At 62.7% G+C, this 17,660-nt stretch carries 15 protein-coding genes and 1 pseudogene; 3 read left to right on the forward strand and 13 right to left on the reverse strand.

The window, feature by feature from the left end; translation table 11 throughout:
• Positions 1-732: 732 nt before the first annotated feature.
• The 9 genes from rlmB to HMPREF2874_RS00055 all read right to left on the reverse strand — a co-directional run bounded on the left by rlmB (position 733) and on the right by HMPREF2874_RS00055 (position 9,232).
• Positions 733-1,722: a 23S rRNA (guanosine(2251)-2'-O)-methyltransferase RlmB gene (rlmB, locus tag HMPREF2874_RS00015; protein WP_049342682.1), complete on the reverse strand. Its 990-nt coding sequence runs from the start codon at positions 1,720-1,722 to the stop codon at positions 733-735.
• A 97-nt stretch (positions 1,723-1,819) separates the two neighbouring features.
• Entirely contained in the window at positions 1,820-3,238 is a 1,419-nt protein-coding gene (gene cysS, locus HMPREF2874_RS00020) for a cysteine--tRNA ligase (RefSeq protein WP_049334007.1), read from the reverse strand.
• Positions 3,239-3,309: 71 nt separating this feature from the next.
• Positions 3,310-3,792, reverse strand: a complete 483-nt coding sequence (gene ispF, locus HMPREF2874_RS00025; protein ID WP_070648276.1) for a 2-C-methyl-D-erythritol 2,4-cyclodiphosphate synthase — start codon at positions 3,790-3,792, stop codon at positions 3,310-3,312.
• A 47-nt stretch (positions 3,793-3,839) separates the two neighbouring features.
• Positions 3,840-4,661 (reverse strand): 2-C-methyl-D-erythritol 4-phosphate cytidylyltransferase, encoded by an 822-nt coding sequence (ispD, locus tag HMPREF2874_RS00030; RefSeq protein WP_080974969.1) that lies wholly within the window; start codon positions 4,659-4,661, stop codon positions 3,840-3,842.
• 22 nt (positions 4,662-4,683) lie between these two features.
• The gene (locus HMPREF2874_RS00035; protein ID WP_070648278.1) at positions 4,684-5,367 is read right to left on the reverse strand and encodes a response regulator transcription factor; all 684 of its coding nucleotides are present in this window, start codon (positions 5,365-5,367) and stop codon (positions 4,684-4,686) included.
• 39 nt (positions 5,368-5,406) lie between these two features.
• Entirely contained in the window at positions 5,407-6,543 is a 1,137-nt protein-coding gene (locus HMPREF2874_RS00040) for a sensor histidine kinase (RefSeq protein WP_049334004.1), read from the reverse strand.
• 148 nt (positions 6,544-6,691) lie between these two features.
• Positions 6,692-7,429 (reverse strand): phosphoglyceromutase, encoded by a 738-nt coding sequence (locus tag HMPREF2874_RS00045; protein WP_070648280.1) that lies wholly within the window; start codon positions 7,427-7,429, stop codon positions 6,692-6,694.
• Between the two features lie 209 nt (positions 7,430-7,638).
• Positions 7,639-7,956, reverse strand: a complete 318-nt coding sequence (locus HMPREF2874_RS00050) for a DUF2516 family protein (RefSeq protein WP_070648282.1) — start codon at positions 7,954-7,956, stop codon at positions 7,639-7,641.
• 73 nt (positions 7,957-8,029) lie between these two features.
• The gene (locus HMPREF2874_RS00055) at positions 8,030-9,232 is read right to left on the reverse strand and encodes a trans-sulfuration enzyme family protein (RefSeq protein WP_070648284.1); all 1,203 of its coding nucleotides are present in this window, start codon (positions 9,230-9,232) and stop codon (positions 8,030-8,032) included.
• Positions 9,233-9,415: 183 nt separating this feature from the next.
• Here HMPREF2874_RS00055 and tmk point away from each other — a divergent pair, with 183 nt between their 5' ends.
• Both tmk and HMPREF2874_RS00065 read left to right on the forward strand, forming a co-directional pair.
• Positions 9,416-10,153 carry a dTMP kinase gene (gene tmk, locus HMPREF2874_RS00060; RefSeq protein WP_070648286.1) on the forward strand — a complete coding sequence of 246 codons (738 nt, stop codon included), beginning with the start codon at positions 9,416-9,418 and terminating at the stop codon, positions 10,151-10,153.
• Positions 10,150-11,289, forward strand: a complete 1,140-nt coding sequence (locus HMPREF2874_RS00065) for a DNA polymerase III subunit delta' (protein ID WP_070648288.1) — start codon at positions 10,150-10,152, stop codon at positions 11,287-11,289. The genes tmk and HMPREF2874_RS00065 overlap by 4 nt, the downstream gene beginning before the upstream one ends.
• A gap of 158 nt (positions 11,290-11,447) precedes the next feature.
• Here HMPREF2874_RS00065 and HMPREF2874_RS00070 read toward each other — a convergent pair.
• From HMPREF2874_RS00070 to manA, 3 genes and pseudogenes are all read right to left on the reverse strand, one after another.
• Positions 11,448-12,804, reverse strand: a pseudogene (locus HMPREF2874_RS00070) (PFL family protein).
• A gap of 9 nt (positions 12,805-12,813) precedes the next feature.
• Complete coding sequence (locus HMPREF2874_RS00075; RefSeq protein WP_049342690.1) at positions 12,814-13,083, reverse strand: ACT domain-containing protein; 270 nt, start codon at positions 13,081-13,083, stop codon at positions 12,814-12,816.
• 292 nt (positions 13,084-13,375) lie between these two features.
• Positions 13,376-14,563: a mannose-6-phosphate isomerase, class I gene (gene manA / locus HMPREF2874_RS00080; RefSeq protein ID WP_070648290.1), complete on the reverse strand. Its 1,188-nt coding sequence runs from the start codon at positions 14,561-14,563 to the stop codon at positions 13,376-13,378.
• Between the two features lie 137 nt (positions 14,564-14,700).
• Between manA and HMPREF2874_RS00085 the strand changes: the two genes are divergently transcribed.
• The gene (locus HMPREF2874_RS00085) at positions 14,701-16,107 is read left to right on the forward strand and encodes a phosphomannomutase/phosphoglucomutase (protein ID WP_070648291.1); all 1,407 of its coding nucleotides are present in this window, start codon (positions 14,701-14,703) and stop codon (positions 16,105-16,107) included.
• A gap of 137 nt (positions 16,108-16,244) precedes the next feature.
• On the opposite strand, the gene HMPREF2874_RS00090 is transcribed toward HMPREF2874_RS00085, so the two are convergent.
• Positions 16,245-17,426: an FAD-binding oxidoreductase gene (locus HMPREF2874_RS00090; RefSeq protein ID WP_070648293.1), complete on the reverse strand. Its 1,182-nt coding sequence runs from the start codon at positions 17,424-17,426 to the stop codon at positions 16,245-16,247.
• Positions 17,427-17,660: the final 234 nt, after the last annotated feature.

Genomic DNA, 17,660 nt, shown 5'->3' on the forward strand with positions numbered 1-17,660 from the left:
CACACCGATTCAACACCTCAACCCCTCCAAACCGAAGGAATCTCACCGCTGAACGGTCATTCTCTTTTCATTGTTACCGCGTTCCCGCGGCAACCCAATCAACTATACCAGCGTTTCATTCGCCATGCAAATCCAATTTCCGTGATTCACACCACAAAGTTTCTTTCCTAAAATCCTCCACAATCACCACACGATGACCAAGAATTCCTTCAAGCAAGAAACCGAAACACTCTACAATTGAAAACTGTTCAACCGCTTCTGACTAGGAGAAACACCGAAGAAACCCTTCGTTTTTTCCTCCTCGCCGCGGCGACTCATACAACTATACAGACCCGAATACAGGCCCGCAACCCGAATACGGGTGAAGTAGAACACAAATACGGGGGTTTAGGTTCATTCTGACCTGAACAGTGGAACAAAACCCCTAGTCAATGCGGGGTAAAGGCCTCAAAAAATCTTCGAAAAAATCTTAAAAATCCCCACGAAAGCCCGAAAACCCCCAAAATCACTCCGGAAACCCCCTACGGAAGCGCAAAAGGCCCCCGAAACGAAGAAAAGATGGGGGAAGGGGCTACCGCCCCTCCCCCGCATCCTTACGTTTCCGCTCCTCGACCAGTTCCTCAACCCGGTTACCTGGCGCACCCGCCATCAAGAGCAAAAGGGGGAGGGCGCCCCTCACGGAACGCCCTCCCCCATACGTTCATAAACCTACAGAACGGTTATCGCGACAACCTACTCGGCAGCCACCGCACGACGACGGGACACATCGTACAGAGTGATGCCCACAGCCATCGCCGCGTTCAGCGACTCCATCGCCGAATCAATCGGAATCGACACAATCTGATCGCAGTTCTCAGTCACCAGGCGGGACAGGCCCTTACCCTCCGAACCAACCACCACGCACAGCGGCTCATTCGCAAGCTCCAGAGCCGGCAGCTCAATATCGCCACCGCCATCCAGGCCAATCACAAAGATGCCCTGCTCCTTAGCCTGCTGAATCACACGAGTCAGGTTAGTCGCCATCGCAACAGGAATACGAGCAGCCGCACCGGCACTGGTCTTCCACGCACCAGCGGTCACCGCAGCAGAACGACGCTCGGGAATAATCACGCCGTCGCCGCTAAACGCGGACACGCTACGGATAATCGCACCCAGGTTACGGGGATCGGTAATGCCATCCAGCGCAACAAACAGCGGCGGAGTCGACAGCTTACCCGAGTGCCAGCGCTCCATCGTATCCAGCACCAGATCGGTAGCATCCGGGTACTTGTACGGCGGAATCTGCATCGCCACGCCCTGGTGCACCGCACCATCGGTCAGACGATCCAGCTCGCTACGCGGAATCTCCAGCATCGGGATGTTGCGCTTATTCGCAATCGTCATGATCTCGCGAACGCGGTCATCCACCTCAATGCGGCTCATAATATACAGGTGCTTCGAGGGAATCTCGGTACGCAGCGCCTCCAACACCGCATTACGACCAGTCACCAGCTCATCGCTGGCACGCTTACCGCCCAAACGAGTCTGGAACTTACGGTTCGTACCGGTCGCCGCACGACGCTCAGCCGCACGCTTCATCTTGTACGCCTTGTGGTAGACGCGATCCTCAGCCTTCGGAGTCGGGCCCCTACCCTCAAGGGCCTTACGGCCGTGACCGCCGGTGCCCTTAGTAGCACCCTTCTTCTTGCTGGTAGCGCCCGGGCGCGAACCTGCCTTAGCCATTCTTCTCTTCCTTCGTCAAAGTTTTGAATACGAGTCTACGCGAGAAGACCCGCAACGCCTAAGCCCCCCACCGCATAACGCGGGGCACGTCACCAACCTACGCGATGCTCCAGCTCGAACCCTCAGCGCCGTCACGCACCTTCACACCCGCGGAGAACAGCAGGTCGCGCATCGCATCAGCCTTTGCCCAATCCTTCTGGGCACGCGCATCCGCACGCTCCGCCAGAACCGCCTGAATCAGGGAGTCCAGAGCCTCGTGCTCAGCATCCGAGGCGCCCTCAGCATTAAAGCTCATCAGCTGAGCCAGGCCCAGCACCTCAGCCATCGCCATCACGGCATTAGCGGCCTCCGAAGCGTCCTCACCGGCAGCGAGCGCTGCATTACCCGCGCGAGTCTGCTCGTGCAGAACCGCCAGGGCACGAGGAATGTTCATATCGTCATCCATCGCCTCGGCGAAAGCCTCGGGCACCTCGCGGTCGGGCTTCAGCAAATCCTGAGTTGCGGCCAGGAACGACTCAACGCGCTCAATAGCCGTTGCCGCCTCTTGCAGGGAGGACGGGCGGTAGTCCAGCACCGAACGGTAATGCGCGCTACCCAGGTAGTAGCGAACCACCAGCGGACGAGCCATTTCCAGCATCTGCGCCGGCGAAATCGTGTTACCGATAGACTTCGACATCTTCTCACCCTCGTAGGTGACCATGCCGTTGTGCATCCAGAAGTTCGCAAAATCATCGCCGGCCGCCGTCGACTGGGCCAGTTCGTTCTCGTGATGCGGGAAGCGCAAATCCAGGCCGCCGCCGTGAATATCGAAGCGCGAACCCAGGTACTTACCGGCCATCGCCGAGCACTCCAGGTGCCAACCCGGGCGGCCACGACCCCACGGGGACTCCCACGAAGCGGTCAGCGGCTCGCCCTCCTTATAACCCTTCCAGAGCGCAAAATCACGAGGATCGCGCTTACCGCGCGGATCGGCATCCGCCGAATCCTGCATATCGTCAATGCTCTGGTTGGTCAGCGAGCCGTACTTCTCCCAGGAACGCACATCAAAGTACACGTCACCCGAATCATCCAGCGCCGGGTAGGCGTGGCCGCGGTCAATCAGGCGCTGAATCAGAGCAAACATCTCCGGAATATGGCCGGTCGCGCGCGGCTCATAGGTCGGCGGGTCAATGCCCAGCGCCGCGTAGGCCCGAGCAAACACCTTCTCAAAACGGTACGCGAGCGCCCACCACTGCTCATTCGGGAACTCACCCTCAAAACCGGGCTGCATGGAATCAGCGGACTTCGCCAAAATCTTATCGTCAATATCGGTGACGTTGCGGACCGTCGTCACCTTCAGGCCGCGGTAGCGCATCCAGCGGCTCAGCTGGTCGAACACCAGCGCAGAACGGATATGGCCCAGGTGCGGTTCACCCTGCACCGTGGCACCGCAATAGTAGATACGCGCCTCACCGGGCACGACGGGCTCAAACTCGCGGATAGTTGCGGAAGCTGAATCATAAAAACGCATAGTCACACTCTCATTTTACGGGGTCGGTCCAGACACCGGGGCGATAGGTTACGGAATGGGTCAAGCCGAGCATAAGCCTAGTGACGCTCATACACCAGGGCCGTCGCAATCGCCGCCACGCCCTCTCCGCGACCGGTCAAACCCAAACCGTCGGTAGTCGTCGCAATCACCGTCACCGGGGCACCCGCCGCCTCACTGAGTACGCGGTTCGCCTCCTCACGACGCGGCGAGAACTTCGGGCGGTTACCAATCAGCTGAACGCTCACATTGCCAATCTCGAAGCCGGCCGCACGCACAATCGCCGCCGCCTCCGAAAGAATACGAACACCCGAGGCGCCCTTCATATCCGGGCGGTCCACACCAAAGTTCGAACCTAGGTCCCCCGTGCCGGAGGCGGCGAAGAGCGCATCCGCGGCGGCATGAGCCACCACGTCGCCATCGGAGTGGCCGCTCAGGCCCCGCTCCCCCGGCCAGTGCAGGCCGGCGATGTGCAGGGGCGTGCCCTCCGGGCCAAAAGCGTGAACGTCAACGCCGGTGCCGACGCGCGGAATAACAGTCATGATGGGTCCTTCGCTCAATAGATATTAGACAGAAGAAGAGGGGATACTCAGGGGCGCGTTCCGCCAAAGAGCGCCCGCGCCACCTTCAGATCCATGGGGGTGGTCACCTTAAAAGCGTCCTCGTGCCCGGCCACCGTCAGCACCGGTTCACCGGCCGCCTCCATCGCCATCGCGTCATCGGTCAGTAGCTCAGCTTCCTCGGGAGGCAGGGCTCGGCTACGCTCGTGCGCCGCCAGTAGCGCCGCCACCTCAAATCCCTGCGGAGTCTGTACGGCGCGCATGCTCGAGCGAGCCGGGGTTCCCGTAACCACCGCGGAGGCATCCACCGTCTTGATGGTATCGACCACCGGCAACACCGGAATGACCGCGCGCACCGTCCCCGCGGCAACGCGGGTGCCCAGGCCCTCCAGCACGCGGTGGTACACCTCCGGCGGGGTGAAAGAGCGGGCACAATCGTGAATCAGCACGTAATCCACCGCAATCTCGGCCTCGCGAAGCGCGTCAAGAGCCGCCACCACCGATGCGGTGCGGGTGTCACCGCCGACCGTCACCAGCGCCTCAGCGCGGTGCGCGTCCTCAAGAAGCTCCGGGCAGAGGCTCTCGCACCCGGCGGGCACCGTCACCACCACGTGCTCGGCAATCCGCGACTCGCGGGCGCCCTGCAGGGCGTGGTCGAGTAGCGTACGCCCCTGCACGCGGACCGCGGCCTTCGGAATCGGCTCACCCAGGCGCGTTCCCGAACCTGCGCCCAACACGATAATGGCCACGCGCGAGGGGTCTTTGCTCTGCCGGTTCTGCGCGGGCTGGTTCTGCGCGAAGCGGTTCTGTGCGTTGGCTTCGGCGGTCACGGAATCAGCGGTAAAGCTCATACGTACTCTCCTCGGCTCAACGCTAATTCTCGAACTTATAGCCCAGGCCGCGAACCGTCACCACGTAGCGCGGTGCCGAAGAATCCGGCTCAATCTTGGAACGCAGGCGCTTAATGTGCACGTCCAGGGTCTTCGTGTCACCCACGTAGTCCGCGCCCCACACACGTTCAATCAGCTGTCCGCGCGTCATCACGCGACCAACGTTGCGTAGCAGAATCTCCAGCAGTTCGAATTCCTTCAGCGGCATGGGTACTTCCTCGCCGTTGACCGTCACCACGTGGCGATCGATGTCCATGCGCACGGGGCCGCCCGTAAGAACCGCATCCGTCGGCATGTCGGGCTCGGCGGAACGGCGGCGCAGCACCGCGCGGATGCGTGCAATCAGCTCGCGCGCTGAGTACGGCTTCGTCACGTAGTCATCGGCGCCCAGTTCCAGGCCAAACACCTTATCCAGCTCGGAGTCCTTGGCGGTCAGCATGATAATCGGTACCGAGGACACCTCGCGGAGCTTACGGCACACCTCCGTGCCCGGCATGCCGGGAAGCATCACGTCCAGCAGTACCAGGTCGGCGCCCTCGCGTTCGAAGGTGGGCAGCGCGTCCAGGCCGTTATCCACCACGACCGTCTGAAAACCCTCGCGCCCCAGCAGGAAGGCCAGGGGATCCGACAGGGCCTCTTCGTCCTCAACAATCAGAATTTTCGACATACTTTATCCTTGATTCCCATAAAACCTATACCGCTAACACTACACTGTGAGCGGTGCCTCCGGCGCCTCGGTCAGCGGCAGGGCCAACGTGAACGTCGAGCCCTCCTGCGGCATCGAACGCACCGTCACACTGCCGCCGTGCTGAGTCATCACGTGCTTCACGATGCTCAGGCCCAGTCCCGTGCCGCCGGTCTGACGCGAGCGAGCCGGGTCCACCCGGTAAAAACGCTCAAAGATGCGCTTCTGCTCATCCTCGGGAATACCCACGCCCTGATCCGACACCTCAATGAGCAGCTGATCGGCCACGCGGTGCACCAGAATGTCCACCTTCGTGTGTTCGGGCGAGTAGCGAATCGCGTTCTCCACCAGGTTCTGCACGGCCATACCCAGAAGCTCGGCGTCGCCGTACACCTCGGGGGCGTCCTCAATGCGGCTGGAAACCTGAATGTCCTTCTCCTCGGCGGCCAGGTGGGAGCGATCCATCGCGTCCGCCACCAGGGTGGGCACGGACACCGGGCCGCCGCGGGCAATCACGTCGGTCGACTGCAATCGTGAGAGCTCGATAATGTCGCGCACCAGCGCGGAGAGGCGGCGCGTCTCCTTGTGCAGGCGGCCCACGAAGTACTCAATCGCCTCCGGGTCATCGCTAGCCTGCTCAATCGCTTCCGCGAGCAGGCTCACCGCGCCCACGGGTGTCTTCAGCTCGTGCGACACGTTCGCCACGAAGTCGTTACGCATGCGTTGCACGCGAGAAATTTCGGTGCGGTCGTCGGCGAGCACCAGGATGTACTCGTCGCCCAGGGAGGCCACGCGAACATCCAGGACCAGTGCCTCGCTCTCGCCGCGGTCAATCTCAAAGCTTTGCTCGGCAAAAATACCGCGGTGGCGCACCGTGCGAATCATGCTAGCCAGCTCGGGCGAGGTGACCGTATGCCCGCGCACCAGGCCCATCGCGTAGGCGCCCGGCGAGGCCTGAACCACTCCCCCCACCTCGTCGATGACCAGGTAGGCGCGGCCAATCACCGCCAACACCTGAGCCGCACCATCACGCAGCGTCGGCGCGGATACGAGGCTGCGCTCACGCTCACGCTCACTACGGGCCACCGCGTTCATGCTCAGGACGCCGACCAGCAGACCTATCATGCCCGCGATGAAGGCGATCAGACCGGCATCCATACGTTCTCCTCCTGCGTGGGTATCTTCCACAAGTATATTGAACAGCCGCACGCCCGAGAGATCAGCCCACGCAATGAGCCGCCCACCGAAACGGTGAGCGGCTCATCATCACGCGGGCGCTCCGCAGAGCGAACCTCGCGAGAGGTAATTACTTACCCTGGTTTGCCACGGCTGCGATGGCGTCCTTAGCAGCCTCGGGGTCGAGGTACTCGCCAGCCTTAACGGGCTTGAAGTTCTCATCCAGCTCGTAGTACAGCGGGATACCGGTCGGGATGTTCAGGCCGGCGATGTCCTCGTCGGAGATACCCTCGAGGTGCTTCACCAGCGAGCGCAGGGAGTTACCGTGCGCTGCCACCAGAACGGTCTTGCCTGCTGCCAGGTCGGGCTTGATATCCGACTCCCAGTAGGGGAGCATACGGCCCAGAACGTCCTTGAGGCACTCGGTGCGGGGAGCGTTCTCAACGTTGGCGTAACGGGGGTCGTGTGCCTGCGAGTAGGGGTCGTTGTCATCCAGCGGGGGCGGCGGAACGTCGTAGGAACGACGCCAGGTCATGAACTTCTCGTCGCCGTATTCCTCGCGGATCTCGGACTTGTTCTTACCCTGCAGAGCACCGTAGTGACGCTCGTTCAGGCGCCAGGTGCGCTTGACGGGAATCCACAGACGGTCCGCTGCATCCAGGGCGATGTTTGCGGTGTTGATGGCGCGACGCTGCAGGGAGGTGTGCACAACATCGGGGAGGATGTTGCGCTCTGCCAGCAACTCGCCGCCGCGCTTAGCCTCGGCGCGGCCCTTGTCGGTCAGGTTGACGTCCACCCAGCCGGTGAACAGGTTCTTCTCGTTCCACTCGGACTGGCCGTGGCGCAGGAGTACTAGTTTGTAAGTCATGCTTCTATTTTTTCATTTACCCGCCGGTTTGTCATGCCTTCGAGGGCAGAAAATACGGGTTCTCCCAAAAACTTGCCGGATGCACCGCTCAGCTGACAGAAAGCCCCGCACCCCGCGCCCGGAAATCGTTCCGGAACGCGGTATGCGGGGCTCACCGTATGCGCTTGCGGCGGCCACAAGGTGGGCGCGGATGCTTCGCTGAAAACCTCCTAGAAGCGACGGCCACCCACGACGGGCCACACGCCGGCCAGGAACACGCCGCTCACCACGGCAGCCATCAGCTGCAGCATCAGCATCGTGTTACCCGCGCCGGTGAAGGCCGAGAAGACGCCCAGCCCCTGCACCACGGCGGAGACGCCGGTCAGGGCAAGCCAGGTGTTCTTAGGACGCTTGCCCGCGAACTCGTAGGCGTTGGCCGGCGCGGTCCATGCACGGTACAGCGCCAGAACGCCGATCACGGCACCGGCGGCCGACAGCAGCAGGTTAATCAGAAAGGTCGCGTAGAGGACCAGGACAATAGGAGACATTGTATTCCTTCACTCGAGCGGCCGTATAGCCGGGTACCCAGTACCCTAGCACACTACCGTAGCTAACGGTGCCTTATCGAACGGCCTTGAAGGCCTCGACCAAATCATTGTAGAGGTCATCGACGTTCTCGATACCCACAGACAGGCGCAGCATCGACTCGGGAATCGACTCCGGCTCGCTGCCGTGGCGGCGGCGGCGCTCCACGAGGGATTCCACACCGCCGAGGGAGGTGGCGGGGGTCCACACCTTCAGTGCCTCAACTACGTTGCGGGCGCCCTGCGCGTCGGTGTCCAGCGTGATGCACAGAATCGCGCCGAAGCCGGACATCTGCTTCTTCGCGACCTCGTGGCCACGGTGGCTCTCAAGGCCCGGGTAGCGCACCTCCGAGACGAAGGGGTGCTCGCTCAGACGCTCGGCCAGCACCTGCGCGTTCTGCACCGCACGCTCCACGCGCAGCGCCAGGGTGCGCAGGCCGCGCAGACCCAGCCAGGCCTCCATGGGGCCGGGAATTGCGCCGTTGGTGATGCGGTAGTGCAGCATCGCCTTGTACAGCTCCTCGTTCGAGGTGAGGGTCATGCCCAGCAGCACGTCCGAGTGGCCGGCCAGGAACTTCGTGGCCGAGTGCACCACGACGTCGGCGCCCAGGTCGAGCGGACGCTGCAGAATCGGGGTGGCGAAGGTGTTGTCCACGGCGGTCACGACGCCCAGGCGGCGGGCTGCGGCAAGAATCTCGGGAAGATCTCCCACCTCAAGCATGGGGTTGGTGGGGCTCTCAAGCCAGGCCAGGACCTTCGGGGAGGAGTAGTTCACGTTTTCCGGGGTCACACCGGCGCGGGATGCGGCGTCCTCCATGGCTGCGATAACGCTGGCAGTGTCCTCAATGTCCACGCGCACCAGCTCGATGATGCCGCGGCGCTCCAGGTCCTTGCACAGGGTCACGGACGCCATGTAGGCGTGCTTAGGAATCAGGACGATAGCGCCCACCGGCACCAGGTCAATCACGGAGGAAACGGCGGCCATGCCGGAGGGGAACAGCAGGCCGGGCTGGGAAGCGTTCTCCAGCTTAGCGACAACCTCTTCCATGCCTTCCCAGGTCGGGTTCGAGAAACGGGCGTACACGCGGTCGTGCTCAATGTTGACGGCGTCCACGCCGCGGTAGGTGGAAGTCAGAACAATCGGGGGGTTCACCGGCGCATCGTGCTCGTGGGCGGGGCGGCCACCGGCGACTACATAGGTTTCAGCGGAATAGTTCATGTCATGGTTATCTGCACTCATGCCTTTAAGCCTGGCACACCGAGGCCTCGAACGCATACCTCATCCAGCACTTTCCGCTCAGGATTAACACGCTTTTTACGCGGGGGCGCTGCCGAGCCCCGCGCGAAGGCCGTTGCGGCTCCCACCAGCAGGCCGCCGACGCGCACCGCAGGCCCACGGCGAACCCGGTACCCTTAAGGGGTGATGGATACTCTCAGCTACACCCCCCTCCCCGATTCCGCGGACCCCGCCAACCGCCGCGGGCTCTTCATCGTGGTCGAAGGAGGCGACGGCGCCGGCAAAACCACCCAGCTCACCCTGCTGGATGAGGCACTCCGTGCCCGAGGCTACCGGGTCGTCACCACCCGAGAGCCGGGCGGCACCGAAATCGGCGAGAAGCTACGCGCCCTCGTGCTCGAGGCGGGCCAGGGTGCTATTGACGACCGCACCGAGGCGCTCATCTTCGCGGCCTCCCGCGCCGCGCACGCGGCTCAGCTGATTCGCCCCGCGCTCGCCGAGGGAGCGATCGTGCTCTGCGACCGCTACATCGATTCTTCCGCCGCCTACCAGGGCGTGGGCCGCGACCTCGGGGTGAATACTATTGTTGACCTGAGCCGCTGGGCCACCGAAGACCTGGTGCCGGACGCAACCCTGCTTCTGAGCGTGCCCCTGCGCGCCGAGCAGGAGCGCATGACCGAGCGCGGCACCGTGGACCGCATCGAGGCCGAGGGCGCCGATTTTAAGGCGCGCATCCACTCCGCCTTTGAGCGGATTGCTCGCGAGGATTCCAACGGTTCGCACCGCATCGTCGACGGTGTGGGAACGATTGAAGAGGTGCACGCCCGCGTCCTTGAGGTGGTGGAGCCTCTACTGAGCCAACGTATCCTCGATCGTTCCGCCGCGCCGCGGGTGACCGAGCAGAAGACCGAGGGGGATGCATGAGCCTGTGGGATTCTCTGCTGATTCCTGAGCGCGAGCGCGACCAGTTGCGCCGTGATGCCGCTTCCTCACGCCCGACCCACGCTTGGCTGTTTACGGGCGCGGCCGGCGCGCCCCATCGCGAGGCGGCCAAGGTGTTTGCCGCGGCCCTGCTCTGCGAGCAGCCCGAACCGCAGAACCGCGGATGCGGTGAGTGCAAGGGCTGCGTGACCGTGATGAACGGTTCGCACGCGGACTTCACGCACTTTAGGACCGAGGCCACGAACATCAGCATCGAGGAGGCGCGCGAGCTGGTCATGAAAGCCCAGGACCGCCCGACGGTGGGTCGCTGGCGTGTGATTCTGCTCGAGGACACCGAGCGCATGCCCGAGCGCACCTCGAACGTACTGCTCAAGGCCATCGAGGAGCCACCTCCGCACACCATCTGGCTGTTGACGGCCCCCTCCCCCACGGATGTGCTGGTCACGATTCGTTCGCGTTGCCGTCCGGTGCAGTTGCCGGTTCCCTCGGAGGAGCAGGTGCACGGGTATCTTCTCTCGCGCGGTGTGGCCGACCCGCTGGCGCGCCGCGCGGCACGCCTGGCCATGGGCGATGCCGAGGAGGGGTACCGCCTGGCCACCGATGAGCAGGCCATGGCTCGCCGGGAGATGACCACCTCCCTCATTCTGAACGTCCGTTCTATTTCTTCGGCCTTTAGCGCGGCGGAAAAACTCACCGACCTGGCAGAACAGGATGCCCAGGCGGTCTCCGCCGCAAAGGATGAGCGGGAGCGCGCCGAGCTGATGGCGCTGTTGGGCATCCGTGAGGGCGAGCGCGTGGCCCCGACCCTGCGCGCCCAGGTGCGCCGGCTTGAAGACCAGCAGAAGCGCCGGGCCAAGCGCGTAGCCTCCGATACGCTGCTGCGTTCGGTGGCCCAGGTGCAGACCGTACTTCGCGATGCACTGACGCTCTCCCTTTCGGCACAGCTGCCGCTCATTAACGAGCACCTGCGCGAGCCGCTGACCGCGTGGTGCGAGCGCCGCTCCCCCGAGCGGCTCCTGCAGGACGTGCAGGCGATAGAGATTACCCTGCGCCGCCTGCGCACGAACGCGAACGCGCGCCTGGCCCTTGAGGCACTCATGAGCCGCTTCGTCGCGTAGGCTCGCACTCGAGGTTACGCAGCGCCGCACAAAACTAAAAGGCGGGGGCCGCTATTCAGAGAACAAACATTCTTTGAATAGCGGCCCCCGCCTTTTATACAGCGATTTTTTCGCCCGGTACCGCGGGCTCGCGTCAGCCCGGGCGAACCGGCACCCGCCTAGTTACGGAAGCCGTGCACCGGCGAGGGAATACGGCCGCAACGGGCGATAAACGCCTCCGCGCTCGGGGTGTGCGTGGGCATGACCGGCGCGCGGCCCAGCAGGCCACCAAACTCGACCATATCGCCCACGCCCAGGCCCACGGCCGGGATAACGCGCACAGCGGTGGTCTTGTGGTTCATCACGCCGATGGCAGCCTCGTCCGCAATCATGGCGGCGAGGGTTGCGGCGGAGGTGTCGCCGGGAACGGCTACCATGTCCAGGCCGACGGAGCAGATGGCGGTCATGGCCTCGAGCTTGTCCAGGGTAATCTGGCCGGCGGCGGCGGATTCAATCATGCCGATATCCTCAGAAATCGGGATGAAGGAGCCGGAGAGACCGCCGACGTTCGAGCAGGCCATGAGGCCGCCCTTCTTGACCGCGTCGTTGAGCAGCGCGAGGGCCGCGACGGTGCCGTGAGTGCCGACGGTTTCCAGACCCATCTCCTCGAGGATGTGAGCCACGGAGTCACCGATTTCGGCGGTGGGTGCCAGGGAGAGGTCGATGATGTTGAACTGCACGCCCAGGCGCTCGGCGGCGAGGGTGCCGACCAGCTGACCCACGCGGGTGATTTTGAAGGCCGCCTTCTTAATTTCTTCCGCGCAGGTGTCGAAGGATGCTCCACGCACCTTCTGCAGGGCGCGGTGCACCACGCCGGGGCCGGAGACGCCCACAGAGATGGTGGTGTCTGCCTCCTGCACGCCGTGGAAGGCGCCGGCCATGAAGGGGTTGTCACTGACGGCGTTGGCGAAGACCACGAGCTTGGCGCAGCCGAAGCCGTGCGTATCGGCGGTCAGGTCGGCGGTGGCGCGGATGGTTTCGCCCATGAGCTTGACGGCGCTCATATTGATGCCGGCACGGGAGGAGCCGATGTCCACGGAGGAGCAGACCACGTCGGTCTCGGCGAGGGCGCGGGGAATGGAGCGAATCAGCTTTTCGTCGGCGGGGGTCATGCCCTTATCGACGAGGGCGCTGAAGCCGCCCACGAAGTTCACGCCCACGGCCTTGGCCGCCGCATCGAGGGTGCGGGCGAACTCCACGTAGTCCTCGTCATCGGATGCACCGGCCACCAGCGCGATGGGGGGTGACGGCGATGCGCTTGTTGACGATCGGGATGCCGAGCTCGGCCTCGATGCCTTCGCAGACGCTCACGAGGTTTGCCGCGCGGGTGGTGATCTTCTCGTAGATCTTGCGGCGGGCTACTTCGCCGTCGGAGTCGGCGCAGTCGAGCAGGGAGATGCCCATGGTGACAGTGCGGATATCGAGTTTTTCTTCCTCGATCATGCGGATGGTTTCGAGAATATTGCTGTTCATCATGGTGGCCGCCTAGAGGGTGTGCATTGCCTTGAAGATGGACTCGGCCTGAATACGGATCTGCACCCTCTGCTCGCGCTCGACGCCGACCATGGCTTCCTGCAGGTCGATGAGGTTCTGCTCGTCCTTGTTGAAGGAGCAGTGCATAATCATGGTGAAGTATTCGCCCATGATGGTCTGGGAGACGTCCAGGACGTTGACCTTGCGCTCAGCCAGGGCGGTGGTGACCGCGGCGATGATGCCCTCGTGGTCGATGCCTGTAACGGTGATGATGATCTTCACGGTGCTCTCCTTGGGGATGGTGCGAATACTGACGGCGGATGCGTCCAGCTGCCGCGGCGGGCGGAATCACCCGGGTTTTATGCATAGAAGAACGAACCTATGCATACTTATGCCAATAAGTATAGGTTACCCAGGCCACAGATAACAGGGGAACGGGCACTATTTTGCAAAGCCGCACCCCAAACCTTCAAAACCGAGAATAAAAAATCCGCGGCTTCACCGATATAGATATCGAAAAAACCGCGGATTCTTATAAGTCTGTGTATCTAAAGCCCCTAACGGAACTTAGATATTAAACGTAGGATGCGATATACAGCTCGCCGCTACCGCTCAGCACGGCTTCGGAGGGCTCGCCCACGTGCAGTACCGACTCGGTGGCGCCGAGCACGAACTCGTCCGTGCCGTTGCCGTCCTTGGCCTGAATCGTCACCTTACCCGCGACGCTCAGGGCCGCGCTAATGCCCTTGAAGGTGTAGTTCAGCGGCTTGCCCTCTTCAACGCGAACACGGGTCACGCTCATACGCTCATCCCACATGGCGTAGGTGCCCAGGGGTCCGTCCTCGGGGTTGGGGCGCTGAATGACGGGTGCATCCTGCTTCTCGCCGAGCACCTTAATGAGCTCCTCGGTGTCGATATGCTTGGCGGTCAGGCCGGCACGCATCACGTTATCGGAGGGGTTCATCAGCTCAATGGCGGTACCCGAAACGTAGGCGTGCACCTGGCCGTCGGGGGTAAAGGCGGACTCGCCGGGGGCAAGGTGCACCAGGTTCATCACAAAGGCCACGAGCAGACCGCGGTCACCGGGGTACTTGCCGTCCACGATGCGCACGAGCTCGGCGGCGTCGGCTACCACATCGTTCGAGGCGCCCAGCAGCCCGGCGGCGGTGTCTACCAGGTGCTGCACTGCGGCGGAGGCGGTCTCCTCGGGCAGGCGGATAATCTCGGTCAGAAGCTGCTTGGGGCTGAGCTCGGCACGCTCGGCCAGCCAGGCGGCGCCGAATGCGGCGGCCAGGGTCTTGAGCTGTTCGACGGGGCGCACGCCGGTGAGCACGCGCATCGGGCTCAGTGCGATGACGGTCTCGGGCTTGGAGTAGCGGTCCTTGTAGTTGCGGTAGGGCGCATCAATCGCGATACCGCGGGCCTGCTCGTCCTCGAAGCCGGCGATGGCCTGTTCGGGGGTGGGGTGCACCTGAATGGACAGGGGGGCGTCAATCGCGAGGATCTTAAAGAGGAAGGGGAACCAGTCGGAGGTTCGGTCCGGGCGCAGGAAGCGGGAGGGATTCTCCACAATCAGCTCGTTCAGCGGGGATTCGGAGCCGTCCACGGTAGCGCGCGAGGGCGCAGCCGGATGCGCACCCACCCACACCTCAGCTTCGGGCTGTTCGGTGGGTACGGGCACGCCACGCATACGTCCTAGAATTTCGCGTGAACCCCACGCATAATTCTGAATCTGGTTTTTAAGGGAAAAAATCTCACCCATGGGGAAAAATACCTCTCGCCGGGGGCTGTTTGATGTAAGCGACGTGATAAAAAACCCATATATTCAGCGGAATTTATAAGGTTTTACCTGCCCATTATAGGGGCTTAGTAGACTTCTTTACCGCTAAAATAAAAGGCGTGACTACTATTAATCTACATGACTCATTCAAGGCGTACGACGTGCGTGGCATCGTCGGCGAGACCATTACTGCAGAGACTGTTCGCGCTACCGGCGCGGCATTTGTCGATGTTCTGGGACTGCAGGGCCAGACCGTCCTGGTCGGCGGCGACATGCGTCCCTCCTCTCCCGAATTCATGGATGCATTTGCCCAGGGTGCAACCGCTCGCGGCGCAAACGTTGAAAAGATCGGTCTGATTTCTACCGACGTTCTTTACTTTGCATGTGGCGTTGAAAACGCCGCCGGTGTTACCTTTACCGCTAGCCACAACCCTGCCGAATACAACGGCATGAAGATGGCTAAGGCCGGCGCCGTTCCGGTGTCCTCCGAAACCGGTCTGTTTGACATCCGCGACCAGGCACAGAAGTACCTGGACGCCGGCGAGATTCCCTCGGTTGAGAAGGTCGGCACCGTGACCGAGAAGGACATCCTCAAGCCCTACGCAGAGTACCTGCGCAAGCTCGTGGACCTCTCCTCCATCCGCCCGCTGAAGGTCGTGGTGGACGCCGGTAACGGCATGGGCGGCATGCCCACCCCCGCCGTTCTGGGCGACACCATCCTGCCGGGCCTGCCCCTGGAAATCGTCCCCCTGTACTTCGAGCTGGACGGCACCTTCCCGAACCACCCGGCCAACCCGCTGGAGCCGGCCAACCTGGTCGACCTGCAGAAGGCTGTCGTGGAGCACGGCGCAGACATCGGTCTCGCTTTCGACGGCGACGCCGACCGCTGCTTCGTGATTGACGAGAAGGGTAACGCAGTGACCCCCTCGGCCGTGACCGCTCTGGTGGCCGAGCGCGAGATTGCCCGCGCCAAGGCTGAGGGCAACGAAGAACCCGTCATCATCTACAACCTGATCACCTCGAAGGCTGTTCCCGAGCTCGTTGAGAAGCTGGGCGGCCGCGCCGTGAAGACCCGCGTTGGTCACTCCTTCATCAAGGCCGTCATGGCTAAGGAGAACGGCGTGTTCGGTGGCGAGCACTCCGCTCACTACTACTTCAAGGACTTCTTCAACGCCGACACCGGTATGCTGGCCGCTATGCACGTGCTGGCAGCTCTGGGTGGCGACGACAAGCCCCTCTCCGAGATCAGCGCGAAGTACTCCCCGTACGTTGCCTCCGGCGAGATTAACTCCGAGATTGAAGACAAGGCTGCCGCTGTGGACCGCGTGCGTGCACACTACGCTAACGCTCCCGTGGTTGTTGAGGATTCCGACGGCACCACCTTCACCAACACCGAAGAGGGCTGGTGGGTTAACCTGCGTCCGTCGAACACCGAGCCGTTCCTGCGCCTGAACCTTGAGGCACCGGATGTTGCGACTATGGAGCGCGTCCGTGACGAGGTTCTGGCTCTGGTTCGCCAGGGCTAAGCTCTTCCGCTAGCTACTAAAAATCCCGCCCCGCAGAATATGTCTGCGGGGCGGGATTTTTTATTTTGATTGCTGATTCCGACTAAGTTTTTCTGTCAAACAGGGGAACCCAGTCGACGAACCGGCTTGCGAGGTTTTTACGCTTCGCGTGCCTGGTCGTGGAGCATCCACTGGTCCGGGCCGAAGATCTCGTAGTTGATGTTCTTGCCGGGGACACCCGCATCCACCAGTGCGGAACGCACGCCCTGCATGAAGGGCAGCGGGCCGCAGAGGTACACGTTGGCGTTGGAGGGAACGCCCAGCTTGGAGACGTCCACGCGGCCGGTGTAGTCGCCGCCCTCGCCCTCGATGAAGGAGACGAGGCGACCGTTGGGCAGCTTGCCGACGAGCTCGACGAGCTCTTCGCGCAGGGGCCAGGTGTCCAGGCGGCGGTCTGCGTGGACCACGGTCACGGGGCGGGTCGAGCCCTTCTCAACCAGCTCGGAGAGGAAGCTGAGCATGGGGGTGGTGCCGATGCCCGCGGAGAAGAGGTACAGGGGTGCCTCGGGGTCGCCGAAGCCCTCCAGGGTCAGGTCGCCGTAGGGGTTGGAGAGCTCAACGACGTCGCCGACCTTCAGCTCGTGCAGGATGGAGGTCATCTCGCCGTTGGGGTCGAGCTTCACGCCGATGCGGCGCTGGTTCTTCTCGCTGGGCAGCAGGGTGTACTGGCGTGCCTGGCGCAGACCGTCGCGTGCGGGAACGGTGATGGAGACGTACTGACCGCCCTTGGACTCGGTCATGGGGGTGTCATCGGCGGGCTCGAAGGTCAGCACGACGACGTTCTCGCCGGTCTCCTTGCGGTCCACAACCTTGAAGGGTGCGCGGGTCACATCGTTGGCCTGAGAAGCGTACAGGCCCTTCTCCAGCTTGATGAGGGCGTTGCCCATGAGCCAGTAGACCTCGGTCCAGGCGTCGACGATTTCGGGGGTGGCCAGGTCGCCGAGGTTAGCGGCGATAGCCTCGAAGAGGTACTTGTAGACGGTGGGGTACTCTTCTTCCTTCAGGCCCAGGGAGGCGTGCTTGTGTGCCACGCGAGAGAGGACCTCGTCGGGGTAGGAATCCGGGTGCTCAACAATGTAGGAAGCGAACACGGCGATGGAGCCGGCCAGTGCGCGAGGCTGGGTACCCTCGAGCTGGGAGGAGCGGGAGAACATGCCGTCCATCAGGTCGGGGCGGGCGGCGAACATTCGACGGTAGAAGTCGGGGGTGATGTCGTTAATGCGCTCGGCGATGATGGGCAGGGTCGCCTCGATAACCGGGCGGGACTTTTCGGAGAGCATCGGTGTATGCCTTCTTCCTGTGACGGTCACCCACGGGATCCGGAAGCGTTGCGGGCCGACGTTGGTGGCGGCCGCGAGGTGCCCCGAAGGTCCACCCCGTTGGTGACAAAGTGTTTATAAAACACCCCTACCCTAACACTTTGACCTATGTTTGCGTTTTCTCAGGGCGTACTGTGTGCCGGGTGCACCCCGACTCACGGGTACTTAAGGTTTGTTTAGACCTGAAGTGTCAAC

Origin of the sequence: Rothia sp. HMSC068F09 (assembly GCF_001812775.1) — a bacterium.
Classification (GTDB): Bacteria; Actinomycetota; Actinomycetes; order Actinomycetales; family Micrococcaceae; genus Rothia; species Rothia mucilaginosa_A.

Coding starts and splice junctions, on each gene's coding strand:
- rlmB (WP_049342682.1), bottom strand. CDS start 1,722: ATGGCTAAGGCAGGTTCGCGCCCGGGCGCTACCAGCAAGAAGAAGGGT.
- ispF (WP_070648276.1), bottom strand. CDS start 3,792: ATGACTGTTATTCCGCGCGTCGGCACCGGCGTTGACGTTCACGCTTTT.
- ispD (WP_080974969.1), bottom strand. CDS start 4,661: ATGAGCTTTACCGCTGATTCCGTGACCGCCGAAGCCAACGCACAGAAC.
- HMPREF2874_RS00035 (WP_070648278.1), bottom strand. CDS start 5,367: ATGTCGAAAATTCTGATTGTTGAGGACGAAGAGGCCCTGTCGGATCCC.
- HMPREF2874_RS00040 (WP_049334004.1), bottom strand. CDS start 6,543: ATGGATGCCGGTCTGATCGCCTTCATCGCGGGCATGATAGGTCTGCTG.
- HMPREF2874_RS00045 (WP_070648280.1), bottom strand. CDS start 7,429: ATGACTTACAAACTAGTACTCCTGCGCCACGGCCAGTCCGAGTGGAAC.
- HMPREF2874_RS00050 (WP_070648282.1), bottom strand. CDS start 7,956: ATGTCTCCTATTGTCCTGGTCCTCTACGCGACCTTTCTGATTAACCTG.
- HMPREF2874_RS00055 (WP_070648284.1), bottom strand. CDS start 9,232: ATGAGTGCAGATAACCATGACATGAACTATTCCGCTGAAACCTATGTA.
- tmk (WP_070648286.1), top strand. CDS start 9,416: ATGGATACTCTCAGCTACACCCCCCTCCCCGATTCCGCGGACCCCGCC.
- HMPREF2874_RS00065 (WP_070648288.1), top strand. CDS start 10,150: ATGAGCCTGTGGGATTCTCTGCTGATTCCTGAGCGCGAGCGCGACCAG.
- manA (WP_070648290.1), bottom strand. CDS start 14,563: ATGGGTGAGATTTTTTCCCTTAAAAACCAGATTCAGAATTATGCGTGG.
- HMPREF2874_RS00090 (WP_070648293.1), bottom strand. CDS start 17,426: ATGCTCTCCGAAAAGTCCCGCCCGGTTATCGAGGCGACCCTGCCCATC.